Genomic DNA, 23757 nt, shown 5'->3' with positions numbered 1-23757 from the left:
CAGAACATTACTCTAATCTCTTGAAAATATAAGTTTTTCAAAACTCAACAGTTTTGAGCTTCAAGTCAGAATGAGATTAAGAGTGGAGGTGCTCGACCTTGAGGGGTGAGAAAGAGTTGTTGAAGCTGAAAGAAAACATGGAAATAGTTTTCAATAAAGGCCAGAAAGCGAACCTGAATCCTAACGAGAATGTGTTTTAGATCAAGATCAGGTAAAGGGAGTACATGGCTATACACCACACAATATTGACATTGGTGATTAGCATCATGGTGATGATGCTGATTAAACGGTGTTTTCGCTTCAGCTGAAAATTTATGCTGTTGATGTTCCATATCATGTGGTGAGTTAAGCATATGATCATGCTGATTCACTATATGATGGCTATGGAATGCAGAGGTAGAATGATGGTCTTGTAATAAAATTTGGGTAATAGTCTCACATACTGGAGAAACTTGATATTTCTCTGGCAGCAAGGGCTGTAAGAATACAGCGATTTGTAAAAAGATCGCATAGAACCCAAGCAATCTTCCAAGCATCAACACCCGATTGATCTCTTTTTGGAAATCATTGGAGAAATACTATAACAAAGAAATCTTTTTTTTAAAGGGGATACTTAATAATTCTTAATGAATAATGATAAGTTTTCTTCGGTAATAATTATTATATTTCATTACTGTATGCGGCTTTTTGTTCAATTTATCGTTAAATTAGACTTAATAATTGTGAGTATATTTTGATTTTCGGCCTAAATTGTTTGGATCAAACTTGTTATTTATTCATAAATAAAAAATAGCTAATATGTTCGAAATTGAAAAAAATAGACGATGAGAATGAGAAAAGGCTTAAAGCTAGATCACGACGCACTTTTTATGCGGTTATTCTTCAAATCTTCATCTGAAGTTACAGATGAGGAGGTGGAGTATTATCGTGAGTATCCAGACCAAATTGATGAAGTTACCGCTCCAATTAGTATCCATAAATTTTTTCTCTGGGCTGGTGCACTTTTAGGCATTGCTATTGTTGCGATTGCAAAATTCCTAAAATATTCAGGCACATTAAGCTTTTTATCAGAAGGCATTTTTGAATTTGTGATTGATATCATCTATGAAAGTGGGATTGCACTCATTGGTGCTGCGGTAACTGCTTATATGCTTGGTGTTGTGCTGAATAAGCAACAAGATAATGCTGCAAAGTGGCGTGAAGAAATTCGTCGAAGAATAAAAGATAGCACAGAATAATAAATGACAATGTAATAGCTGGATGTCTGGTTGCAATCATTTTTCATCCAGACAGTTTCGAGTTGCCTAGGTTTTGGTTAGATAATTATAGATCGACTGAATAATCGCATTTCTCAATGCCAGTGGCGCAATATTGACGGGTGGCTCAAGTACAGCAGCGTGTATTAACGATTCTAATAATTGAAGAATCATCCAAACCATCAGTGATTTATTTTTTTCTACAATTTCATCTTGATGTAATTCAACCAATCTATAAATTTCATCTCGAATTCCTGTTTCATCTTCAACGCGATTGATATCAAAAAATGGGAGCTTCTTTTCAAGTAGTTGATGTAATTCTGGCTCAAATGAATGTGCTGCAATGACAGCATCTACTAGGGATTCGATTCGCTGTTTTAAGGTTTGTGCATTTTGATGATCAATCACAGTTCGAAGTAAGTCATGAATGTGTTGGGTATGTTTTTTATGTAGTGCGACAATTAAAGCATCTTTATTGGGAAAGTATTGATAGAGAGAACCAATACTAATGCCTGCACGTTCTGCGACTAAATTGGTATTAAATTTTGCATAATCCATCTCTTTCAGAATTTCAGCTGCACTTTGTAATATCGCATCCACAGTCACTTTTGAACGACCTTGGCGAGGCATTTTTCTTGGTTTAAAGACCGTTTTCATATAAATAATTTAGACAGCGCAAATGTGAGCATTAACTCACTTTTTATAAAAACTTGCAATCTTATCGGTATGACAAAATATGAGTAATGACATAATTATTCTCAAATAAAGAAGTGAGTTAATTCATAACTTATTCATTTAAATAAATTAAAAAATAGCATTGCTAATGCGAGTATCTAATGTGAGCTTTTGCTCATATTATGAATCTATCGTATGAATTCTTCAAATTATTGAGGAAACTAAAGCAATGAAGATCAAATTCTCCCTCGTATTTTCACTCGCGGCATTGAGTGGATTAAATGTCTATGCAAATAGCCATGTTGTAGAAAGCCCTGTTCAGTATCAACTGACCGCGGCCCCTCTAGTTCAGGTCGAAAAGAAGCAACTTATTGCGTCAGGAGTCTGGCTGATTCCTGATCCATATATTAACTATGTGCCTAATATTGGGATCATTGAAGGTAAAGATGCGATTTTAGTGATTGATACCGGAATGGGCATGCGAAATGGCCAACATGTTTATCAAGTTGCGAAAGATATTGCCAAAAATAGAAAAATTTACCTCACAACCACACATTTTCATCCAGAACATCAATTTGGTGCCGCAGAATTTAAAGATGCGATCTATATGATCAATCAAAAACAAGAAGAAGAACTCAAAGATAAAGGCGTTGATTATCTTCAGATGTTCAGAGCGTTTGGTCAGATCGAAAAAAGTGCGCTTGAGAAGGTGGTGATTCGTTATGCAGATAAAACCTATATCAATCGAACAATACTTGATTTAGGTGGTCGATTGGTCACTTTGCAGGAAATGCCAGCACATACACGGGGAGATCAAATTATTTATGATCAGACTTCTGGCACGATTTTTATGGGTGATCTGTATGAAAAAAGTTTTTATCCGATTATGCCTGATGCTGATGCAAAAGGGAGTGAATGGATTAAAGTCATTCAACAGACAATTGAAATGAAGCCGAAAATTGTTGTACCTGGGCATGGCAGGCTTGCAACAATTCAAGATCTACAAGTGTTTAAACAACATATGCATCGAGTGAAATCTTTGGTCAAACAGCACATTGCTTTAGGACTTAATCAGGATCAAATCATTCAGACCATATCACCAACTATTTATAGCGAATATCCAGATTGGAATAACCGAGTTTTTCTGCCATTCCAAATTGCAAACTTTTATGCGGAGTTAACGCAGCAAGCAATAGTTCTGCCAAGCTTGGTCAAAGAGTTACAGTCAGACTCAACCCAATAACTTTCTTAGGGAATACGATATGGAACTAAATTTAGAAAATTTTCCTACGGTAGAAATAACACATCAGCATCAGGGGAGTTTAATTGAATTTATTGAGCAATTAGATCAGCTATTACAGAAGCAGCAAGCTTTTATATTGATTCGGCATTTACAGTCCAAGTTTAACGAACCATCACCATCACAAGAGCAGTGGAAACAAGCGATTCTGTGGATCAAGGCCCATACGCAAGCATTAGCTATTGTAAAAGGATGGATTGAAATTACAGACATAGAGATTGAAGAAAGCGATTTGCTCCGTGATCAGAAAGTTTGGAAAATCCCTTTTTATAAAACGGATAGCTTCGATGAAGCTTTACAAATGAGTAAAAGCTTGTTGAATGATTTATAACCACATGTTTGAAGTCATATTTTAAAATTATGCTGGGTGATTTTAGTTATGATTTAGCGCAAATACGGGTGATGGATGATAGTCGGTGTTTGTTGAAGACAACGCTCTAATCAAAGAAGAATCCAATGTCATTGTGCATTGGATTCATCGGGTGAAGATTTAATATTATTAATCCCAGTTTGCAGGAAGTAATTTTGCATAAACAGCGCCAATAAGGTCTATAAGTGAACCTGATTGGCCTCTAAACCCTGCAACAAAATAACCTTCAGGAATCAGGAATGAGAAGGGGTTGCCGCCATTTCCACCACCTGAAATTTTTTGTCCGTTCGTAGCTTCGAATGACAGCTGATCCACTTTTGCACCACTGCGGCCTGTTATTGATTTAAGCGATATGCCTGGGGTTAATTGAAGATCAAAACTTTGATTTCCACCATTCCCACCATGCTCTAATACGTATATTGAGTTGGTTGGATCTGAGTTTTCAAAAGTTGAAGCAATTCGATCCACATATGTTCCTGAACGTAGTTTTAAATTAACTAAACGGGTACGTTTTTGAAAGTATGAAGTTTGATTAACATCATTAAATACAGCACCTCCTGAACCTCCATGTAGGTCAGAATTAATAAAACGAAACTGTAATACAGGTTTACCTTCATTTAATGATGGAAGTTCAGGTAGTATGAAAACCTGATTTGGATTAAAAGAATAATCACTTTGTTGAATTTTTAATTTTGTTAAATCCGATTTTACTAGTTCTAATACATCTAGTAGCTTTTTGTCACCATTAAATTTATAAAAATTATAAATTAAATTAAGATTTTCACACTGATTTTTTAGATTATCTACGTCTATGCCTTTTTTTGTAAAATTACCAGTTGGATCTGTGAAATAATTAACGTTCTTTCTCACCTGATTTAATACATCGGCTGGAAAGTTTGGGACATGATCATAACTTGTGGATGTATAGGAAATAATCGCGGGGTTATCAATTTCTTTGTCAAAAAAATCAAGTGCATATTTAATAATATTATTCTGATCAGGAAGGTTAGGATTTTTTAGCCCTGAAACTATCTGTTGAAAAGTTACAGTTGAAGAAGATGATTTAGATACTTTTTCTATTTGTGATTTAAAATCTAGTGAAAGTGAACCACCAGAAAGAGATATTCCACTGGCGGAAAACTGAGTTTCTAAGGCGAATCTTTGCTCTTTAGTTTCACAAATGAATGCATAGACAGCATAGTATTCTGCTCCAGTCGCTAGCTCTGAAATATATGAATCACCATAAGCTCTTACAAAATCATTTACCTCCTTTTCGGTTGTAGGTAATTTGATCCCACTTTTAATTGAAACATTATTTGTTCTATAGATATCCTGTTTATCAGAGGCCTTAATAACAATACATAAACTTTCTTTTGTAAGATTTAATTGATTTACTAAATTAACCTTTGCCTCACCTGAGAACCCAGCATATCCTGCTGAAATAGATGATGATATATTTAGTGACTGATAGATTTCCTGTAAGGATTTTGTGACTTTGTACTGTAGCTCACTTACCCCAGAGTTTTTAGTTATGCTACCTTCAATAGCAGTATTAAGTGCCTGTGCAGTAACATTATTATATCCTTGAAACATAGCGGATGCTGTTGATAGACTAGATAAATCTAGATCTTGTTTTGAGTTCATGATATTTTCCTTTGATTATTAATATATTATTTAATTATTAAGTTTTATATCGCCTTTTGGGCTTTATTTTTATATCAAATTAGAAGTGGCTTTTGTGTAAATTTTAATCAAAACTTATTTATTTCCGATGAGTAGTATATTTATTTTTAAAATCTTTTAATAAGTTGGTTTAGTTCGATTAATCGTTTATATTATCTTGATTTTGTGTTTAATTGGTTTTTTGTTCTATTTTTAATTTAATTTATTGATTTTTAAATGGTTAGAGTGGGTTTTATTAAATGTAGGGACTACTCGTACAAGAAAAGTGGTGGAGATAATATTTTAGAATAAAACATCAGTATTTAGCTAAATAAATTCTATTTTAAAATTAAATAGCCAAAGATTCTAAGCTTTGATTGATATCTTTGGCTATCAGTACTTTAGCGTTAAACTAACATATCTAAATCATCAAAGCTCTCTAGTGTTTTTCCTGCATTGATATGCTTTCGATAATACTCAAGACGCACTTCATCTAAAATCGTACTTGAAAGACCAACATTCCAATAACCTGTCACTTGTACATCTTTTTTAGGTAGTGACTTTTCCTCTAAAAAGAATTTGCGAATTGCTCTGGCTTCATTCCGTTCGCATGCAGCCCAAACAACTAGGTCATTTGTTTCTTTAAATTGGTAAGCAGCTTTTAGCAACAGCCCCATTTTTCCTGCTTGATCTTGGCGTTCTCTTTGCAGTAAATGTATTTGAACATTTTCTTGATTTGGAAGATATTCGCAAATATTGGCGTCATGACTTTCAACAAAAATATCTGCAGTTATATTGTTTTGCCAATGTTGCAAGATTGAATAAAGCGCAGGAAGGGCGGTGTCATCAGCAAACATCACGATATGCTTTTCTGCTTCAAAATCTGGAACAAAATGTGGTCTTGGTCCAATCAGCTGCGTTTTTGTTCCTACCTTGGCTTGATGTATCCATTGCATTGCAGGACTCTCATCTTCATGTTCAATCAGATCAATTTCTACTTCGTGGTGATCACGATTAAATGAGCGAATAGTATAAACACGGGTTAAATTTTCAGAAACTTCAATACGGACAGCTAAATTTGGCTTATCCCACATACCTGGTTGATTTGTATTAATTTTACCATGAACTCTTAAAATGCTTGGGAATGGCCTTGAAATTGCAGTGATTGTCATCTCGGTCTGTTCGAGATTTCTCATATGATCGTTTTGTTTGAGTATATTATTATCGTTTGAAGTCACTTTTTGCTTAGTCATTGTCAATTTACCTATCATAATTAAGTGAAATTTCATTAATTATGCATGGTAATGATAATTATTTGCAATAACTTTAGCATAAAATAAGAGCGAGAGAATGCATTCGACATTTTCTCGCTCAGCTTAAAATAACTTTTTGTTAGAACTTTCCTCTTATCCAACCATATGCAGCTGCAAAGGGTAAAGCCGTTCGCGCCAAGTAAGGTACATGCCACAAGCCACCATGATTGGCATTTTCCATAATCAAATCTAAAGGATGATTTAACTGTTTGGTTGGATTGGTCGCACTTTCTGGATTATTTAAATCATGTACCCAAAGCGCTGCCATGATGGCATTGGTCGTCTCTGGACTGAATGTTTCTACTTTAAATAAATCTGCACCAGCAAAGGCAGCTTTGAGAATTGGATTTTTAACCACGGAGTGTGTTGTTGTAGAGGGTGCAATATTGATGACCGTTTTTTGGCCACGTGCACGGCTGCGTATTGCAAACCATTGTTGTAGGCGTTTAGCAAGGGCGTAGTTCGGCCCTTGTTCAATGACCATACAATCGGAGATACCGTACTGCTGACCATTATCAGATTGGATTAACTGCTTTGCATTTGGTTTAAAGAAGTTAGTCAAGGAAATATTGTGAATAGATCGAGTGAGTAACTTTTCTATCATTGGACGCCGTTGAGTTTTTTCTTGTATGGAGTTCACTACAGCTTTTGGAATCGCATAAATATCAGTTGGCGTCAGCATAAACATGATACTGCTGTCCGCTTTTTGTTTGCTCACTTGCTCCATAATGCTAATCATAGCGATTGAAACACGGACATGTTTTTCACCATCTAAATATGCAATACCTGCAAGGTCTAAGGTTTCTGCAAAGGTATTCAGCCAATTCGCAATTTCTGGAGTTTGGGTTAATAGGTTGGCACCGAGCTGTTTCTCTTTATTGGCTAAGCTGATCTGTGGAGCGATCAATGTCGCGTTACCTTGCTCAACTGTTTGAGTAATTTTTTCCCATATTTGAGGATTTGGTAAATCAATCGCAATAATATTGGCACGCCATTTTGCCAACCAACTTAAAGGACCTGCTTCAGATGCAGCACCAAACAGTACCATCGTTCGGGTAGATAAATCAAACCATTCTGGGTGTGCTTGCAGTAAACGTAATGCCTTAGCATGGCTTGGTTCTATGATCTGCTGTTTTTCCCATTGATCTATTTGTTCGAGTAATGCTTGTCCCTGTAATTTTTCTCCATTGAAAGGAATATACCAAGGTTCAATCGCAGAATTACCTACGCCCTTTAAAACATAGTTATCAAAAGGTTGGTCTTTAATATCAGACATTGCTTGTTCTAACGTCGATTGTTGACCAGCTCTATTAAATGTGAAGAGATTTTTAGCTGCATCTAGACCATTTTGGGCAATAAGTAATGGATAATGTACCGAGCTAATTCCTGTTTTTACAAGTTCTTGAAAGTAAGCTGGATATTTTTTTCTCCAATTTTTTTCTGCTTTAAGTTGTGATGCAAGTGGAGAATCAACGCTACTCAATGCGGCATATAGAATTTTCTTTGCTGTATTTGTCGTACTGGGAGCCTGTTTGCCGGATTGAATTGGAAATTGTATCCCATCATTTTTAGACTGTAATTTATTACTCAACTCACTACTCCCATCTATTGAATCCAGAAATCCTAGGTTAGGATGTCTTCTATGCTTTTTCCATTGTATCTTTCAGAATAAAGCCAAATCATGAAATACAAAATAGCGAAAATAGCGCAATTGATTGACTTTTTTGAATAGAGAAAATGTTGCAATAAATTTGTTGATTGGTGGAAAAATCTTTTTTATACAAATTGTTATGATGAAATAAGTGCTTTTATATTGATTACATTGATAGGTAAAATATTACTTTATACATACTTAAGTTGCTTTAATGAATAAGCTATTACAGTCAGATGTGTATTTTAAATCAACGACTAATAGTCACAATATGCTGAATTATCGGCGCTCATTTCAAAGAGGATGAGGCTGATACAGCAATTGTGTTGGCACAAGTATTTTTTGCGGACTCAACAAATTCCTCTAATCCCATTGTCTCAGCTTTCACTTTACAGCGATATATTACCCCATACATTGGATGTTTTTGATCATTAGTCATATAGTAATTTTTAACATGAACAAAAGAATAATAATGAAACAGGGTAGAATTCTCATCGCCATCATAGACATATTGGCTACCTGTAAAATGTATACGTAAAGCCTTAGTTTGGCTCATTAATTCATCTAAACTCTCTATGACCTCATGATTACAGATTTCGAATGCTTTTGCTTCTTTTTTATCAAGATTTTTTAAATAATCACCAGCGCATCGTCTGATATACGCTTCATAAATCATTCCATTTTCTTTCTTAACCGAAAAATATTGATAACTTTTATTGGCCAGTGCCTTTATTTGATTTTTTTCAATAAATTCATTTCCATTGATTGTAATTAATGATTCTTGCACATCTTTATCCAGCAAAAGCGATAAGTTTTTTGCTGAGCAAATTGATGAACTAAGGCCCAAGCACATAAATAAGGGGAGGATTCGATAAGATAATAATTGATACAGTTTCATGTGTGAACCATAGAAGATATTACTTTGTTTTTATTAAGCTATTTCTTTCATTGCGTTGCATATAAAATTTTTATGCTAGTGAACTAGCATAAAAATTTGACTTAAATCTTTTTTATTGAAGTTTATCCTGCGTTTTGGTTTCAAAATCACTGGCATCGTGGCGTTCATGTAGTTGGGTTTCCAAGTCTCCGAAAGTACGGTTGACCATTCGTCCTCGTTGCACAGCGGGACGTGCCAGAATCGCATCTGCCCAGCGTTGTACATGTTTATATTGATCTACAGCTAGGAATTCATCTGCATTATAGACCCAACCTTTGACCAAACTGCCATACCAAGGAAAAGCCGCAATATCAGCAATGGAATATTCTGTACCAGCCAAATATTCATTTTTTGCTAAGTGTTGATCTAAAACATCCAATAAGCGCTTGGTTTCCATGGCAAAGCGGTTGATCGCATATTCAATTTTCACAGGTGCATAAGCATAAAAATGCCCTAAACCACCACCGAGGTAGGGTGCGCTTCCCATTTGCCAAAATAGCCAGTTCAGACATTCGGTGCGTGCAGCGATATCTGTTGGGATAAAGGCTTTAAATTTTTCCGCCAAATAGAGCAAAATCGAACCGGATTCAAAAACACGGATTGGTGGATTCTGACTATGATCAACCAGTGCTGGAATTTTAGAGTTCGGATTAATTTCGACAAAGCCACTGCTGAATTGTTGACCTTCACCGATTTTAATCAACCATGCATCGTATTCGGCATCTTGATATCCTAAGGCTAATAGTTCCTCAAGCAGGATCGTCACTTTCTGGCCATTTGGCGTTGCCAATGAATACAATTGAAGCGGATGTTTACCAATAGGTAATATATGTTCATAGCGGCTGCCTGACGTCGGCTGATTTAAATCAGATTTTTCTCCAGTCCATTGCCAAACTTGCGGGGGGATATAGTTTGAATCACTCATTGTTATTTGCCATATGATCAACAGATCATTCTAGTCTAGGCGAGCTGACCCAAGATTGGGTAGCTTTTTTGTGGCAAAGCTTTATCCATTTTTCTGAGAATGTTATTCCTCTTTTTCACGGCTCTAACTTGGGCCTAATTTTTTGAAAATGTTGATGAATTACACTGAGCCATGCTTGTACTGCAGGAGAGACAGGAAGGTTTTTTTTCCATGCCATGGCCAAATGCCATTGAATGTTGGGCTTTTCCAGCGGGATTGCTGCGAATAATTGGGGATCAAGCATATCGGTATAATATTGTGGCAGTAGAGCAATACCCATACGTTGTAGTACCATATCAGCCAATAAATTCCATTGACTGGTACGGCAAGCAATCGTTGGATAAAAGCCGTGCTGTTGGCAGGCATCAAGAATGATGCTGTTGAGCGAAAAATTTTCAGGAAACATCAGAAAGGATTGCTGTTGCAGTTCTTCCAAATTTATTTTCTTCCGGTTTGCCCAAGTTGCATCTCGTCGCAATAGCACCATCAGTGGGTAATCACACAGTTCAATACTGTTGAAAATTTGCTGATCAAAGGGCTGCAATAATACCCCCACATCGAGTTCATTATTTAACAGCGCTTGCTCGATCCCTCGAGAACCGACTTCGAGAAAGGACAGCTCAATACGGGGCCATTGTTGGTGATAATCAAACAGGGCGGTGGTGAGCAGTTGAGCACCGAGTGGTGGCACACCGAGTTTTAAGGTGCCTGTATTTAATTGTTGATAATTTTCAATTTCTAAAAAGATATTTTGCTCAGCTTGCAGTAATCCTAAAGCATGTTGATAAATACGCTGCCCAATTTCAGTCAGCTCAACTTGTCTTTTTCGACCATGTTCAGGCTTTACAAACAACTGTACCTGTAGTTGTTCTTCAAGCTGTTGCAGCATTTTACTGATGGTCGGCTGCGTTAGGGAGAGCGCTTCAGCGGTACGGGTAAAGCTTTTGCTTTTAACCAAATGAACAAAGCATTGTAATGATTTGAGAGAAAGCATAGTCAATCTAAAATTATTCCATTTATGCATAATTTTAGCATGAATAATTCATATTACATCGATGCACAGTGGATAAGATAATCATGTTGTTCACCATTTGATGTTGTTAAATGAGTACCGAAGCTGTTTCTAAATCTCTCCCAAAAAATTCACTCTTGATGTTATTTAAACAAATTCTGATTCTTGCTGCATTTTGGTTGGCAGGTTATGTCTTAAACCAGAAACTGGGTATCCCGATTTCAGCAGGGATATTGGGAATGTTTCTACTGCTTTTCAGCTTGTTTTTTAAAGTGATTAAGATGGATCAAGTGGCAATGGGCGCGACCTTTATCTTAGGAGAGCTATTGCTGTTTTTTGTACCTGTGGTCGTTGCTGTCGTGCAATATAAAAGCCTGTTTATGACGGAAGGCTGGCAAATTGTCTTGAGTATCGCGGTTGGGACAATTTTAGTCATGTTGAGTACGTGTTTGACCATCCATTATTACAACCGCTTAAAGTCCTATTTACACGGACGTAAACACTTTCAACATAAGCATAGCTAAGGCAGTCAAAATGAATATGTGGTCAATTGTTTGTTTGATCTGGACGCTGCTTGCTTACATCGTGGCAAAGCGTATCTATCAAAAACACCCTCAACTATGGTTATCACCTGCGATTAGCGTGCCCGTCGTCACGATTCTGTTGATGGCGATCTTTGGAATTTCATATCAGACCTATGCACAAGATACGCAATGGATTGTGAATTTACTCGGGCCAGCAACTGTTGCATTCGCCGTACCAATTTACCGTTATCGGGAAACGATTCGTAAAAATTTGGGTGTACTATCGATTGCGATTGTGGTCGGGATGAGTGTTGGTGTGATCTCTGCCTATGAAATGGCAAAGTTATTTCATTTTAGTCCCGAGGTAACCCAAAGTTTAATGGCTCGTTCCATTTCAACACCTTTTGCCATGATTTTGGCAGAAGATATCCATGGTTCAGCAGCTTTGGTTTCTTTATTTACAGTGATTACTGGGTTGGTCGGGATGATTTGTGGTGATGCTATTTTAGCCATCACCAAAATCCGCTCCAATGTGGCAAACGGCGCTGCATTGGGTAATGCAGCACATGGCTTTGGCACGGTGAGAGCTCAGCAACGTAATAGTGAAGAAGGGGTAATCGCAAGTTTAACCATGGTGATTGCGGGTATTTTGATGGTGTTGGTTGGACCATTCGCGATACATTTATGGATGCTAATCTAAAGCGTTAAAATGGCTTTTATAAATTTGAAAATGATAACGCCTTTTCAAAGCAACAAAGGGAAGGGCATTGGATGTTTAAACCTTTAGCATTCGATGCTTGTGAACGGAAGAAAAATTAAAAAAATACTTGAGAAAGAAAAAGAGGCGTTTTTATTCACTTATTTTTTGCTAAGATATTGCTAATAATTCTCATTCTCCTTTAAAAAATGTCTGATCCCATCAATACGCTCTATCGTCATCATCACTCTTGGCTATATCAATGGTTAAAGCGTCGTCTTAATCAGAGTGAGGATGCTGCGGATTTAGCCCATGACACCTTTATTCGTATTCTGAAACGTAAAGATCAATTGTATTTTGATCAGCCACGGGCACTTTTGACAACAGTTGCGAAAGGCCTGCTAATCAACTGGTATCAACGTAAATCAATAGAAAAAGCTTACTTGGAGGCGCTTGCAAGCCGAGCTGAATATGATGAAATTACACCTGAGCAAAAACTCTCAGCCATTGAATCTTTGTGTTTAATTAATCAATTACTCAACCAGTTACCAGAACGTCAACAGCAGGTCTTTATCTGGTCACAACTGGAAGGGCTTACACAACAGGAAATCGCAACGCGTTTGAATATTTCGACAAGAACGGTTATGCGAGATTTAGTGACTGTACTGACTCAATGTTTAGCAGTCATGGATTGATATTTTAATGTCTCAAGCACAAATTTTGACTGAGGCTGCTGAATGGATTCTAAAAATTCAGACAGCTGAATTGACCGAAACTGAGCAATGTGAATTAGAACACTGGAAAGCTCAGAGTGCAGCACATCAAATGGCATGGGCTAAAGCAGAACGTTTATTGACAAGTCTAGACTATTTTCCAGAGAACGGGCAGGCAGTGATCCAAGCCGGCAATCATGCTGCTCAGTTTAAATGGAGCAAACAACTTCTATTGGCTTGTTTTGCCTGTTTAGGGGGGCTCGTCGCTTGGCAGTCTGATTATAAATATTTATGGTTGGCAGATTACAGCACAGCAAAAGGTGAACAAAAAATTGTGAAGCTTGAGGATGGAACGCAACTCCAACTCAATACAGACACTGCTTTGGATATCCGTTATACATCCCAACAACGAACACTGCACTTACATTATGGCGAAATACAAATTCATACCGCACATGAGCAGCAGGGTTATCGTCCATTTTTTGTAGAGACGCAATCGGCTCATTTACAAGCATTAGGAACTGTTTTCAATGTGCAATATCTGCAAAACCAGCAACAACAAACCTGCTTAGGGGTCATTGAAAGTGCGGTAAAAGTTACCTTGAATCAATCTCAAAAAATGACAGTTGTGCAAGCGGGTGAACAGTTATGTTTTGATGATACAAACTTTAACGCTTTGGGTCCTTTAGATTCAAATGTATTTGCATGGAAAAACCAGATGATTATGGCTTTTGACATGCCTTTGGCGCAGCTATTCCAAGAGATTGGACGTTATCGACATCAATATATCGACATCGATCCACAATTGAGAGAATTAAAAGTTTCGGGTTCCTTTCCTGTAAATAATGTAACGGATTTACAGGCGGCGCTGGAATTGAGTTATCCCATCAAAATGGATCGATCTTTCAATGATCATTTCATTAAAATTCAGGCGAATAATAAAGGTGTGAAAAAAGAATAGAATTTTTTTGTCAGCTTTTGCGTATTGAACGGGTAATAAGATTATAGCAAACACACTGGAAAAACTGATGTCAACTTTACTTGCGACCAATCAACTTGCCTTACGGTTAAAAAATGAAACTGTGAGTCAACATGAATATATGCACCAATTAATGCACCAAGCACAAGTCTTTTTAGATTCGCAGCATTATGCTCAATTTACTCTAGGGCAATATTATTTTCAGCAAAATGTCGAACATCTGTTTCGCCATCCTGAAGTATCTGCGTTGATTACTGACTTGGATATTCGTGGTCGTTCACAAGCGGCATTATTGGATTTATATGATCTCGGAATCAAACCTGATGCGCAGCAACTCGTTACAGAAAAGGTCGGCTTTGCTGAAGCCTTAGGCTGGATTTATGTCTCAGAAGGTTCAACTTTAGGCGCCGCTTTTTTATTTAAACAAGCACAACAACAGTTAGGCTTGTCTGCTGACTTTGGAGCACGCAATTTGGCTGCCTATCCTGAAGGACGAGCAAAAGTATGGAAGCATTTTATCAATGAACTGGATACGGCTGAGCTGAGCCAGCATGAACAGGAACAAGTGATTCAGGGTGCTAAACAAGCCTTTGATTATTTTGGAAGCTTGTTAAAAAATATGCTTTAAGCACAAAAGTTATGCAAAAAGATGCGTCTTTAGCTCAACAGACAAAAGGAGAAGATTCAGTTCATGCTGAGCCTTCTCCATGCATACACAAAGTGAAACTTCATGCATCACCGCTGGTGCGTGGTGCTTATATAGTTTTGACCATACTTTGTCTGATTTTGGCCGTACTGGGCATTATTTTACCGGGTGTGCCTAGCTTAGACTTTTTATTTTTAGCCACCTTTTTTGCAGCCAGAAGCTCTTCAAGATTACATCAATGGTTGCTTCAAAATCGCTATGTCAATCTGCTAATGATGCAATATCAGGGCGGGTTTAAAAAGATTTCCCGCTTACGCAAGTTCATGCTGACCTTTAGCTGTGTATTGATTTCAATCAGTTTATTTTTTTCTTCCATACATATGCATTTAAAGTTAAGCCTCCTATTGATATTGCTTATTTGTTTAGTATGGATATGGAGCAGATCAGAAAAAATTGAAAGTTAATGTCACATTCTTCGAAATCACTGGGTAATAGTTAGTGAAAATGAAAATCATTACCTAATGTGGATCTCCTTATGAAATTCAAGCAGCAAACTTTGGCAATTCTCATACATTGTGTCTGTATACATGGGGCTTATGCCGAAATCACCTCGTCGGTTACAGCTCTTGAGAAACCGACTTCGGAAAAATACTATCAAATTCCTGCAAACCAATTGGGTTATGTACTGTCCAGCTTTGCTGCACAGTCTGGCATTGTCTTAAGTTATGATTCTAAACTGCTAAAAGGGCTACAAAGCAAAGGCATTACAGGACAATACTCCATACAGAAAGGCTTTGATTACCTATTGGCTGATCAGCCTTATCGTATCATACGACAAGGCTCGACCTACTTATTACTTCCCCAAGCTCAAGCAACATCCACATATTCTGAAAAAATCAATACGAATAGTCAGCGCGTGGAGTCATTCAATCAAATGGCAACAGATGTTGTTGTTCTGCCTGAGATTAAAGTGAATGCTGAACCACAAAAAGCCAAGGTGAATACCAGTCATCTTAATCGGGAACAGATTAATCGATTTAGGGGGACGGGTAATGGTGATGTTTTTTCTGATATTGCTGGGGTGCAGGTCAACAGTTTAAGGAATGAGGCAGGCGCAATTGACATTGGAATTCGCGGGATGCAGGGTGAAGGGCGTGTTCCAGTGGTGATTGATGGAAGTCTACAATCGAGTCATACCTTTCGGGGTTATCAAGGGGAAAGTGATCGTACCTATATTGATATGGATTTAATTAGCCAAATTGAGGTTGAAAAAGGTGCTTCACGCGCAAAATTCAGTGTAGGGGGAATTGGTGGCATTGTAAAAATGCGAACCTTAAGCGTCAATGATATTCTACTTCCTAACCAAAACGCGGGTGTCATGCTTAAAGGCAGTTTTTATAACAATAATAAAACGCCTAATACCTCTGATAATGAAAAGGAGCAGATGTCTTATCTGCTCCACAATAAAATTTCTTCAAACAATTTTCAGAATGGTGCGGGAACACTTGCTCTGGCTTATCGGAATGAGATGTTTGACTTGGTGGCTGCCTATAGTAAACGAGAGGTCGGCAACTACTATGCTGGAAAACATGGTATTGATTATTATGAGAAACGGGATATCCTCGACGTTGGTCCAGGTCAGGAAGTGGTGAATACCAGTTATCAAAGCGATTCGGGAATTATCAAAGCTGGTGTCAATCTCAGTGATGAACACCGTGTTGAAGTAAATATGCGACGCCATGTACAAAAAGCGGGTGAAGTGATGGCGTTTTATTGGAGCCGATCAAAGGTCATTGATCCAAATTCACCACCCTACGGCTATATCGATGGTGACTATGTTGAGCCACAATACATTGAAAATGCGTATACCATGCCACAATGGTCACTTGGTTCAGCCGCCATTAATGCCTTGAGTGGTAGTTATACCTACAAACCTAAACAGAATAACTGGGTCGATTTGGAACTGGGCATTTGGCATACCAATGCCAAATATCGTCAGCATAATGGCATGATTGGTATGAAAAATTCAAGTTATGGTGATCAATATTGGGGGAGTTTTCAAGATTATCGAACTGGCCTAAATTTAGAAAACACCAGTAAAGTTGAGAATTTGACCTTAAATTATGGTCTAACTTATGATGAACAGCGGATGAAGCCGCAGAATCTTATTGATCATGAAATTGCCCGTGATGGGTTACGTAAAGAATCCTCAGTCTTTCTCAACGGCGATTATATTTTTAATGATTTCACTTTGAGCCTAGGCAGTAAATGGCATAAAGCAAAAGTAAAAGACTATGGTGATCAATATCGACCAATGACGCCAATCGCGCATTCAGACTTAAATGCAAAAGGTTATGCAGCACGTCAATATGAGGGAAAAATAGATTGGATGTCCCAGTTGAACTATCAAATCGTCAATGGGATTGATGTCTATGGGAAACTTTCAAATACCTACCGTAGTCCAAGTTTATTTGAATCGACAGTGTCGGGTCAAACCTTTAGCTATGATCCTGATTTACCAATTAAATCGGAAAATTCTCGTCTGATAGAGCTGGGTTTTGTTGGAGAGCGTGACAATCTATTCTCAGCAGCCGATCATTTAAAATTCAATCTTAATTATTTCCGTAATCAAACCAAAGATTTTCTAACTCAAGGCGTGCAGAAAAAAGATATTGAAAATCAGATTACACCAGATTTTATTCTTCCTTATACCACCTCTTATACTTTTGTAAATTATAATCAAGTCGTACTCAAAGGTTTAGAGTTTGATCTTGCTTATCATCATCCAAGTTTCTTTACTAGTTTGAATGGTACCTTATATCAAGCGCCTAAAGTTTGTCCTGCGAGCAAAGAAGATTGTAATGAGGTTGGTGATTCTTGGAGCTTGATTTCAACTCGTCTTCCACCTCGCAAGATTTTGAATCTGACGGTAGGTAAAAACCTATTGGACAATAAACTCGTTCTAGGTGCGCGTGCCAGATATCATTCAGAAAAGAAAAACCCGAAAGGCTGGTTAGCTGGTACAGGGGTCAGTGGACGGGCAGTAACAGAGATTTCTTCTGAAACTTTAATTGATGTGTTTGCGAGTTATCAGTGGAACCCTAATCTGGCTCTTTCTTTTAATGTCGACAACCTGACCAACCGTTATAACTTTGATCCAGGTACTGTGATTAGAATGCCGATTCCTGGCCGCACCATCAAAGCTGGGATAGAAATTAAATTCTAAACGGAAAGTTATTCAAGCCCTATATTTTAACTAGGGGCTTGAATAGCGAATTTTTCAATTGATACATAACCGAGTTTAGCGATCTATGTCCAAGGCCTGACCTTGGCAATTTAAAAATAACTGTTGCTGATGCCAAGCCAGTTGGCCAGAAACAATGGTGGTATCGACCTGATAACGAAAAGTCCTATCCTGAAACGGGCTCCAATTACAGTGCATATAGTTTTTTTGATCTTTCACCGCGATTGCTTGATGATTCTTACGCAATAATACGAGGTCAGCCCAATAGCCCTCTCGAATATAGCCCCGATCTTTGATCTTAAACAGGTCTGCAACTTGATGAGATGTTTTACGCACCAACGTTTCGATACTCAGTTTTCGATCTGCTACCAGCTCCATTAGTGCAGGCAATGCATGCTGAACCAGTGGCAGGCCAGCGGGAGCATTTAAATATGATTGCTGCTTTTCATCCCATGTGTGTGGTGCATGATCCGTGCCAATAATATCTAAACGATTACTCTGAGCAAGGGCAGTGATGAGCGCCTGTTTATCCTGTAGGGTTTTAATTGCGGGGTTACATTTAATTAAATGCCCAAGTGTTTCGTAGTCTGAATCATCAAAACTAAGATGATGAATACAAACTTCGGCAGAGATATGCTTTCTATTTAAAGGTAGATTTTTAAATAAGCAGAGTTCTTTGGCGGTTGATATATGCAAGACATGGAGTTGAGTCGCATATTTTTCGGCCAATGAAACCGCTAGGCGCGAACTTTCAAAACAGGCATGTTTATCACGAATTTTGGGGTGCATTCGCGCGGGAATATCTGCGCCGTATTGTTGTAAATGTAGCGCTTGTTGCTTTTTGATCTGAGGTGTCGATTCGCAATGGGTCAGCAAGATCGTCGGGACATTGGCAAATAAACGTTCAAGTGTTTTGGGATCATCCACCAGCATATTGCCTGTAGATGCCCCCATAAAAACTTTGACACCGCTGACGAGTTTTGGATCAAGTTGTTCAATGAGGTCTAAGTTATTTGCACTCACGCCAAAATGAAAAGCATAATTTGCTCGACTCTGCCGTGCTGCAATCTGCTTCTTTTGCAGCAAACTTTCAAGATCTAATGTCGGGGGATTGGTATTGGGCATATCCATATAGCTGGTAATACCACCAATTGTGGCTGCCATGGATTCTGAGGCAATACTTCCTTTGTGTGGCGCACCTGGTTCTCTGAAATGAACCTGATCATCAATCATGCCTGGGATAAGCCAAGCCCCTTGAGCATCAATGGTTTTTGCATTAAATATTCCTGTTATTGTTGTCGCTATTTTTTCAATTCGACCATTTTGAATAAGCACATCTGCGATCTGCTGCCTTCCTTCATTGACCAGATTAGCATTGCGAATAATGATGTTTGGATACTGTTTAAAATTCATTGTGTAATGCCTTGTAGCCTTTGACCAACTCAATATTGGTGGTGACGACACTTTCTGAAAACTCAGTGATCGAGATATCAATAGGAGGATATTGGCTTAAATCAGTTTTTGGATTGATATAGCTCATAGCCGGTACATAAAAATATGCAGGTAAATCTCGTCCATCGACAACGGCATTGTGTCGGATTGCACTGTGAGCACCAATCTTGCAGTTAAACAGCACGCTGTTAAATCCCACAAAAACATGATGCCCAATTTCACAAGGCCCATGAATGATGGAACGATGCGCAATAGATGAGTTCTCGCCAATGATCACAGCGGCACCTGCTTTGGAATGAATCACCACACCATCTTGAATATTAGAGTTAGCGCCAATGCTGATGGGTTCCATTTCTCCATTTTCATTGGTTTCATCGGCGCGAATGACAGCATAAGGACCAATAAACACATTGGCGTGTACTATCACTTTGCCACAGATAATCGCGGTTTGGTCCACATAGGCAGACTGATCAATGACAGGCAAATGTCCAGTTGGGTTTTTTCGTAACATAGGATGACCGTTTGAATAAGTTAAAGCATGGGTTCAGTTAAGATAGTGACTTGATCAGTCGTTATTCCCAGATAAAAGCAGTTGGGACGCCATGTATGGCAGGCAGGGCCAATTTGATTGACCACCAACAACAGGCTATCGCCATCACAATCGAGACGAGCCTCGATCAAATATTGGTGATGACCTGAACTTTCACCTTTGCGCCATAAACATTGACGAGATCTGGACCAATAACAAACTTGTCTGGTGATTAAGGTTTCGAGTAGAGCCTCTCGATTTACCCAAGCCATCATTAAAACGGCTTTGTTCTGCTGCGCTTGGGTAATGACTGGAATTAGTCCATCCTGATTCCATTTGATCTGTTCAAATACACTATCAAAGGCAAATTGTTGTCCTAGAACAGCATGTTCCATTTGCTCGAAGATCGTCTGTTCTACCATTGCCATGAACCTTGAGCGACTGCATCATGTGCATGTAGGCTTTCTGCATGAATGACTTTGAAATTGAAAGCTTTAATACTGTGGTGATGGATAAACGTGCCATAGAGCCGTCTCAACGCATCTTCACAAAACATCAGGTTTTGACCATTGGCAATTGCAAAGGCCTGCTCATCAATGCGTTTGACTGCTGTCTGAACAGGAGTCATTAAAGCCTGTTCAGCTTGATTAATAAATAAGATCAATGGGATATGCTTTATATTTCGATCTAATTTGAAATGAAGAATGGCAAAGCTTCTTTGGCTATGCGGTGTTGCCGCAATCGCATCGGTTCTGCTCAGCCAGTTCAGAATCTCGTGTTGATCTAGACCGATTTCCTGTTTTTGCAGCGCCGATTCAAAGCGTTGCTGAATAATATTTCTAGCAAGCGCGGCAGAACAAGGACAGGTCGAAGAATAGGGAATTTCAACTCTAAGTTCAGCCTCAAATCGATCATTTAACAGTTGGCATGACAGCATAAAGGGATAGCTTTTCCATCCTGATAAGTTGCTAATCAGTGCGGATCGTTCGATATAAAGCTCGCTGTGAATTTCAATTTTGGCATGTTTGGATAGATCGTGATGGCTTTCCAGAAAATCCATGAGTGTCAATTCAAGATCAGCCAAATTAATATTTTGAATCGAGCTTAATTCTAATAGGCGTGTATACAACCGAGACATATGGATGCCCTTGGCTAAAGGATCATCCAGACTGACATAAGCATTGACTTGGCTTTGACATAAGGTATTTTCCAACCGAATAGGTAATGCAATGTTTTCCATGCCAACCCAGTCAAGGGCATAGCTATAGGCTTTGGGAAGATGAGATTCAGCAGAGATATCAGGTAGGGCGAGATTCATTTCTTCATTTGCTTCAGTTGTAATGCATATTGTTATGTTATAACATAACAATATGCATCGACAAGTTCGCTGCCAAGTTAATTTGAGTTGAGAGAATCTGGCGAATCAAACAATGAAAAAAATTTATCTATTTGGCTGCATTTGTGCGCTTTCTGCCTGTCATTCCCCACAGCAAACGATTCAGCCAGAACAGACGGTTCTACCTCAGACCAATCTCACACGACCTGAATTGATCGTGCAAGAGAAACAAGTACCAAGCTCATATCAACTGTGGATGAGTCACCCGAAATACCAACAGCAAATACAAGCCTACAAAAAATTTCTAAAGCGTCAGGGGCTTAATTCTTATATTCCAGATTTTGAATTTTTTCAGACCGCGAGAGATTGGCAAAAATGCAACTATGTTGAATATGAAATCCCACCAAGAGAACTATGGAGCAATATTGTCCCGACATTAAGTATTTTAAATCAATGGATTGAACAAAAGCTAATTGATCAGTTCACTGTGACTTCGGTTTATCGAAACGATGATTTAAATCGGTGTGCAGGAGGCGCAAATGCTTCACGGCATGTTTTTAATGCTGCATTGGATTTTCGTATCGGAAGTGAAAGTCCCGATCTAATCGAACAAACACATATTGAAGAGACCAAAACCAAACTTTGCCAATTTTGGCAAGACCATGGAGAAGCACTCAATTTGGGCTTAGGTGTATATGCATCTGGACAAATCCATATTGATACGGCGGGATATCGCACATGGGGAGTCGACCATCGTTATAGCTCATCACCGTGCATAAATAATTTTTTCAAAAAGAATAAGGTATAAAAAGATGAAACTCGCAAGCGCCCAGCAAAAAATTTTAGACATTTTAAGCACTGAGAATAAAGCCATGAGTGCTTATGAACTATTAGAAAAGGCCAGACCTTATGGTTTTCAAGCACCAATGCAAATCTACAGAATTTTGAAAAAGCTCACAGATCAATGTCTCATCCTGAAACTGAATACATTAAATATGTACGCCAGTAAACAAGCTGAAATGAGTTCCAACTATCAACTCATCACAATTTGTACAGAGTGTCAGAGCGTGCAAAGCATCACCATTCCACAGCTTCGCAGCTGTGTAGAAACCACAACCAAAGCGCAAAAGTTCAAGCCTCAATACCCATATTTGGAAATATTGGGACGATGTTTTTCATGTGCTGCAAAACCTCAAAACTAACATATTTAACCAGTGAGAAAGCCAATGAATCCTTCTTTAGCCACTCCATCCAAACTCCCTGTAACCGTCTTGTCAGGATTTTTAGGTGCAGGTAAAACCACATTACTCAATCATATTTTAAACAATCGCGAAGGGCGCAAAATTGCAGTGATTGTCAATGATATGTCAGAGGTCAATATTGATGCAGCATTGGTCCGTGAGGGCGGTGCTGAGCTGTCAAGGACCGATGAAAAGCTGGTAGAAATGAGTAATGGCTGTATTTGTTGTACGCTGCGAGAGGATTTACTGATCGAGGTCCGTCGCTTAGCGGAAGATAAGCGTTTTGATCAATTGGTCATTGAATCTACAGGAATTTCTGAACCATTACCTGTAGCAGAAACGTTTATCTTTGAAGATGAAAATGGCATTTCTCTGTCTGAATTTGCTCGCTTGGATACCATGGTCACTGTGGTTGATGCTTATAATTTTCTGAAAGATTATGGTTCTGTCGATAGTTTAACTTCACGAGGAGAATCACTAGGTGAGCAGGATGAACGCAATGTGGTTGATCTTTTAATTGATCAGATTGAATTCTGCGATGTGATAATACTGAATAAAGTAGATCTGATTGACGTAGAAGAAAAAGAAAAGCTATTGGGTATTTTACATTCACTCAATCCGAGAGCAAAAATTGAAATTTCTGAATTTGGGCAAGTGAATCTGGATAAAATTTTAGATACTAAGCTATTTGATTTTAATGAAGCCGCGCAAGCACCGGGTTGGCTCAAAGAGTTAAGAGGAGAACATAGGCCTGAAACTGAAGAATATGGGATCGGTAGTTTTGTCTATCGGGCCAGACGACCTTTTCATCCACAACGTTTTTTCGATTTTATCAATTCTGAATGGCAGGGTGTGATTCGCTCAAAAGGCTTTTTCTGGTTGGCATCTCATCCTGAATTTGCAGGTTCTTGGTCCCAAGCAGGCGCCATGGCCAGACATAGCGTAGCAGGGTATTGGTGGGCGGCTGTACCAGATGAACACTGGCCTGAGGATCAACCAAGCCGCGATGCCATCGCAAAAAATTGGGATGATGCAACAGGTGATGCACGACAAGAACTGGTGCTGATTGGGATGGAAATGGATCAGGCGGGACTGACTGAACAGTTTGATGCCTGTTTATTAAATGATGAGGAAATGGCCTTGGGTGCAGAACAATGGCAGAAATTTGAAAATCCCTTTGTAGAGTGGCATCAGGTCGTGGCCAGCTAAAGCGTAATAAGCTGAAAAAATCTTAGATATGGTGCATAACATGCTTG

General features: G+C 38.5%; 25 protein-coding genes. 13 read left to right on the top strand and 12 right to left on the bottom strand.

Annotated features, from left to right (window positions below; translation table 11 throughout):
* Positions 1-65: 65 nt before the first annotated feature.
* Positions 66-536, bottom strand: coding sequence for a DUF2946 domain-containing protein (locus F957_RS13555; protein WP_016660255.1), 471 nt, complete (start codon positions 534-536; stop codon positions 66-68).
* A gap of 294 nt (positions 537-830) precedes the next feature.
* Between F957_RS13555 and F957_RS13560 the strand changes: the two genes are divergently transcribed.
* Positions 831-1238, top strand: a complete 408-nt coding sequence (locus tag F957_RS13560; RefSeq protein WP_016660254.1) for a hypothetical protein — start codon at positions 831-833, stop codon at positions 1236-1238.
* A gap of 66 nt (positions 1239-1304) precedes the next feature.
* On the opposite strand, the gene F957_RS13565 is transcribed toward F957_RS13560, so the two are convergent.
* Positions 1305-1913, bottom strand: coding sequence for a TetR/AcrR family transcriptional regulator (locus F957_RS13565; protein ID WP_016540114.1), 609 nt, complete (start codon positions 1911-1913; stop codon positions 1305-1307).
* Between the two features lie 247 nt (positions 1914-2160).
* Here F957_RS13565 and F957_RS13570 point away from each other — a divergent pair, with 247 nt between their 5' ends.
* On the top strand, positions 2161-3174 hold the full coding sequence (locus F957_RS13570; RefSeq protein WP_016540115.1) for an MBL fold metallo-hydrolase: 1014 nt from the start codon (positions 2161-2163) through the stop codon (positions 3172-3174).
* 19 nt (positions 3175-3193) lie between these two features.
* Positions 3194-3562 carry a hypothetical protein gene (locus tag F957_RS13575; RefSeq protein WP_016540116.1) on the top strand — a complete coding sequence of 123 codons (369 nt, stop codon included), beginning with the start codon at positions 3194-3196 and terminating at the stop codon, positions 3560-3562.
* Positions 3563-3730: 168 nt separating this feature from the next.
* Here F957_RS13575 and F957_RS13580 read toward each other — a convergent pair whose 3' ends face one another.
* The 6 genes from F957_RS13580 to F957_RS13605 all read right to left on the bottom strand — a co-directional run bounded on the left by F957_RS13580 (position 3731) and on the right by F957_RS13605 (position 11122).
* Entirely contained in the window at positions 3731-5245 is a 1515-nt protein-coding gene (locus tag F957_RS13580; protein WP_016540117.1) for a jacalin-like lectin, read from the bottom strand.
* Between the two features lie 425 nt (positions 5246-5670).
* Positions 5671-6516 (bottom strand): siderophore-interacting protein, encoded by an 846-nt coding sequence (locus F957_RS13585; protein WP_016540118.1) that lies wholly within the window; start codon positions 6514-6516, stop codon positions 5671-5673.
* Between the two features lie 139 nt (positions 6517-6655).
* Complete coding sequence (locus F957_RS13590; RefSeq protein WP_016540119.1) at positions 6656-8167, bottom strand: hypothetical protein; 1512 nt, start codon at positions 8165-8167, stop codon at positions 6656-6658.
* A 349-nt stretch (positions 8168-8516) separates the two neighbouring features.
* On the bottom strand, positions 8517-9125 hold the full coding sequence (locus tag F957_RS13595) for a hypothetical protein (RefSeq protein ID WP_016540120.1): 609 nt from the start codon (positions 9123-9125) through the stop codon (positions 8517-8519).
* A gap of 112 nt (positions 9126-9237) precedes the next feature.
* Positions 9238-10089 carry a glutathione-dependent disulfide-bond oxidoreductase gene (gene yghU, locus F957_RS13600; RefSeq protein ID WP_016540121.1) on the bottom strand — a complete coding sequence of 284 codons (852 nt, stop codon included), beginning with the start codon at positions 10087-10089 and terminating at the stop codon, positions 9238-9240.
* Between the two features lie 115 nt (positions 10090-10204).
* Positions 10205-11122, bottom strand: coding sequence for a LysR family transcriptional regulator (locus F957_RS13605; RefSeq protein WP_016540122.1), 918 nt, complete (start codon positions 11120-11122; stop codon positions 10205-10207).
* 110 nt (positions 11123-11232) lie between these two features.
* On the opposite strand from F957_RS13605, the gene F957_RS13610 reads away from it, so the two are divergent.
* The 7 genes from F957_RS13610 to F957_RS13640 all read left to right on the top strand — a co-directional run bounded on the left by F957_RS13610 (position 11233) and on the right by F957_RS13640 (position 17925).
* On the top strand, positions 11233-11664 hold the full coding sequence (locus F957_RS13610; RefSeq protein WP_016540123.1) for a CidA/LrgA family protein: 432 nt from the start codon (positions 11233-11235) through the stop codon (positions 11662-11664).
* Positions 11665-11674: 10 nt separating this feature from the next.
* The gene (locus F957_RS13615; protein WP_016540124.1) at positions 11675-12364 is read left to right on the top strand and encodes an LrgB family protein; all 690 of its coding nucleotides are present in this window, start codon (positions 11675-11677) and stop codon (positions 12362-12364) included.
* Between the two features lie 206 nt (positions 12365-12570).
* Complete coding sequence (locus F957_RS13620; RefSeq protein ID WP_016540125.1) at positions 12571-13056, top strand: sigma-70 family RNA polymerase sigma factor; 486 nt, start codon at positions 12571-12573, stop codon at positions 13054-13056.
* Positions 13057-13063: 7 nt separating this feature from the next.
* Positions 13064-14035, top strand: a complete 972-nt coding sequence (locus F957_RS13625) for a FecR domain-containing protein (protein WP_016540126.1) — start codon at positions 13064-13066, stop codon at positions 14033-14035.
* A 67-nt stretch (positions 14036-14102) separates the two neighbouring features.
* Complete coding sequence (locus F957_RS13630) at positions 14103-14681, top strand: biliverdin-producing heme oxygenase (RefSeq protein WP_016540127.1); 579 nt, start codon at positions 14103-14105, stop codon at positions 14679-14681.
* Between the two features lie 11 nt (positions 14682-14692).
* Positions 14693-15163: a YbaN family protein gene (locus tag F957_RS13635; RefSeq protein WP_016660252.1), complete on the top strand. Its 471-nt coding sequence runs from the start codon at positions 14693-14695 to the stop codon at positions 15161-15163.
* A gap of 71 nt (positions 15164-15234) precedes the next feature.
* Complete coding sequence (locus F957_RS13640) at positions 15235-17925, top strand: TonB-dependent receptor (RefSeq protein ID WP_016540129.1); 2691 nt, start codon at positions 15235-15237, stop codon at positions 17923-17925.
* 75 nt (positions 17926-18000) lie between these two features.
* Here the strand turns inward: F957_RS13640 and F957_RS13645 are convergent, their stop codons facing one another.
* From F957_RS13645 to folE2, 4 genes are read right to left on the bottom strand one after another with little or no spacing between them, the layout of a single operon-like run.
* Positions 18001-19356, bottom strand: coding sequence for a dihydroorotase (locus F957_RS13645; protein WP_016540130.1), 1356 nt, complete (start codon positions 19354-19356; stop codon positions 18001-18003).
* Positions 19346-19906 carry a gamma carbonic anhydrase family protein gene (locus F957_RS13650; RefSeq protein WP_016540131.1) on the bottom strand — a complete coding sequence of 187 codons (561 nt, stop codon included), beginning with the start codon at positions 19904-19906 and terminating at the stop codon, positions 19346-19348. The genes F957_RS13645 and F957_RS13650 overlap by 11 nt, the downstream gene beginning before the upstream one ends.
* Before the next feature lie 20 nt (positions 19907-19926).
* On the bottom strand, positions 19927-20346 hold the full coding sequence (hisI, locus tag F957_RS13655; RefSeq protein WP_016540132.1) for a phosphoribosyl-AMP cyclohydrolase: 420 nt from the start codon (positions 20344-20346) through the stop codon (positions 19927-19929).
* Positions 20340-21242 carry a GTP cyclohydrolase FolE2 gene (folE2, locus tag F957_RS13660; protein WP_016540133.1) on the bottom strand — a complete coding sequence of 301 codons (903 nt, stop codon included), beginning with the start codon at positions 21240-21242 and terminating at the stop codon, positions 20340-20342. Before folE2 ends, hisI begins: the two co-directional genes overlap by 7 nt.
* A 112-nt stretch (positions 21243-21354) precedes the next feature.
* Here folE2 and F957_RS13665 point away from each other — a divergent pair, with 112 nt between their 5' ends.
* Genes F957_RS13665 through zigA form a run of 3 tightly spaced genes read left to right on the top strand, consistent with a single transcriptional unit; the run spans position 21355 to position 23710 of the window.
* Complete coding sequence (locus tag F957_RS13665; protein WP_016540134.1) at positions 21355-22068, top strand: D-Ala-D-Ala carboxypeptidase family metallohydrolase; 714 nt, start codon at positions 21355-21357, stop codon at positions 22066-22068.
* Between the two features lie 4 nt (positions 22069-22072).
* Entirely contained in the window at positions 22073-22462 is a 390-nt protein-coding gene (locus F957_RS21490; RefSeq protein WP_016540135.1) for a Fur family transcriptional regulator, read from the top strand.
* Between the two features lie 24 nt (positions 22463-22486).
* Complete coding sequence (zigA, locus tag F957_RS13675) at positions 22487-23710, top strand: zinc metallochaperone GTPase ZigA (RefSeq protein ID WP_016540136.1); 1224 nt, start codon at positions 22487-22489, stop codon at positions 23708-23710.
* The last annotated feature ends 47 nt before the right edge of the window (positions 23711-23757 follow it).

The sequence above is a fragment of the Acinetobacter gyllenbergii CIP 110306 = MTCC 11365 genome, assembly GCF_000413855.1.
Classification (GTDB): Bacteria; Pseudomonadota; Gammaproteobacteria; order Pseudomonadales; family Moraxellaceae; genus Acinetobacter; species Acinetobacter gyllenbergii.
Note: the sequence above shows the minus strand (reverse complement) of the source record. Positions and strands in the feature narration are given on the sequence as shown.

What these genes read in the sequence shown, in the direction of transcription:
- F957_RS13555 (WP_016660255.1), bottom strand. Translation starts at nt 536, where the DNA reads ATGCTTGGAAGATTGCTTGGGTTCTATGCGATCTTTTTACAAATCGCT.
- F957_RS13560 (WP_016660254.1), top strand. Translation starts at nt 831, where the DNA reads ATGAGAAAAGGCTTAAAGCTAGATCACGACGCACTTTTTATGCGGTTA.
- F957_RS13565 (WP_016540114.1), bottom strand. Translation starts at nt 1,913, where the DNA reads ATGAAAACGGTCTTTAAACCAAGAAAAATGCCTCGCCAAGGTCGTTCA.
- F957_RS13570 (WP_016540115.1), top strand. Translation starts at nt 2,161, where the DNA reads ATGAAGATCAAATTCTCCCTCGTATTTTCACTCGCGGCATTGAGTGGA.
- F957_RS13575 (WP_016540116.1), top strand. Translation starts at nt 3,194, where the DNA reads ATGGAACTAAATTTAGAAAATTTTCCTACGGTAGAAATAACACATCAG.
- F957_RS13580 (WP_016540117.1), bottom strand. Translation starts at nt 5,245, where the DNA reads ATGAACTCAAAACAAGATCTAGATTTATCTAGTCTATCAACAGCATCC.
- F957_RS13585 (WP_016540118.1), bottom strand. Translation starts at nt 6,516, where the DNA reads ATGACTAAGCAAAAAGTGACTTCAAACGATAATAATATACTCAAACAA.
- F957_RS13595 (WP_016540120.1), bottom strand. Translation starts at nt 9,125, where the DNA reads ATGAAACTGTATCAATTATTATCTTATCGAATCCTCCCCTTATTTATG.
- yghU (WP_016540121.1), bottom strand. Translation starts at nt 10,089, where the DNA reads ATGAGTGATTCAAACTATATCCCCCCGCAAGTTTGGCAATGGACTGGA.
- F957_RS13605 (WP_016540122.1), bottom strand. Translation starts at nt 11,122, where the DNA reads ATGCTTTCTCTCAAATCATTACAATGCTTTGTTCATTTGGTTAAAAGC.
- F957_RS13610 (WP_016540123.1), top strand. Translation starts at nt 11,233, where the DNA reads ATGAGTACCGAAGCTGTTTCTAAATCTCTCCCAAAAAATTCACTCTTG.
- F957_RS13615 (WP_016540124.1), top strand. Translation starts at nt 11,675, where the DNA reads ATGAATATGTGGTCAATTGTTTGTTTGATCTGGACGCTGCTTGCTTAC.
- F957_RS13620 (WP_016540125.1), top strand. Translation starts at nt 12,571, where the DNA reads ATGTCTGATCCCATCAATACGCTCTATCGTCATCATCACTCTTGGCTA.
- F957_RS13625 (WP_016540126.1), top strand. Translation starts at nt 13,064, where the DNA reads ATGTCTCAAGCACAAATTTTGACTGAGGCTGCTGAATGGATTCTAAAA.
- F957_RS13630 (WP_016540127.1), top strand. Translation starts at nt 14,103, where the DNA reads ATGTCAACTTTACTTGCGACCAATCAACTTGCCTTACGGTTAAAAAAT.
- F957_RS13635 (WP_016660252.1), top strand. Translation starts at nt 14,693, where the DNA reads ATGCAAAAAGATGCGTCTTTAGCTCAACAGACAAAAGGAGAAGATTCA.
- F957_RS13640 (WP_016540129.1), top strand. Translation starts at nt 15,235, where the DNA reads ATGAAATTCAAGCAGCAAACTTTGGCAATTCTCATACATTGTGTCTGT.
- F957_RS13645 (WP_016540130.1), bottom strand. Translation starts at nt 19,356, where the DNA reads ATGAATTTTAAACAGTATCCAAACATCATTATTCGCAATGCTAATCTG.
- F957_RS13650 (WP_016540131.1), bottom strand. Translation starts at nt 19,906, where the DNA reads ATGTTACGAAAAAACCCAACTGGACATTTGCCTGTCATTGATCAGTCT.
- hisI (WP_016540132.1), bottom strand. Translation starts at nt 20,346, where the DNA reads ATGGTAGAACAGACGATCTTCGAGCAAATGGAACATGCTGTTCTAGGA.
- folE2 (WP_016540133.1), bottom strand. Translation starts at nt 21,242, where the DNA reads ATGAATCTCGCCCTACCTGATATCTCTGCTGAATCTCATCTTCCCAAA.
- F957_RS13665 (WP_016540134.1), top strand. Translation starts at nt 21,355, where the DNA reads ATGAAAAAAATTTATCTATTTGGCTGCATTTGTGCGCTTTCTGCCTGT.
- F957_RS21490 (WP_016540135.1), top strand. Translation starts at nt 22,073, where the DNA reads ATGAAACTCGCAAGCGCCCAGCAAAAAATTTTAGACATTTTAAGCACT.
- zigA (WP_016540136.1), top strand. Translation starts at nt 22,487, where the DNA reads ATGAATCCTTCTTTAGCCACTCCATCCAAACTCCCTGTAACCGTCTTG.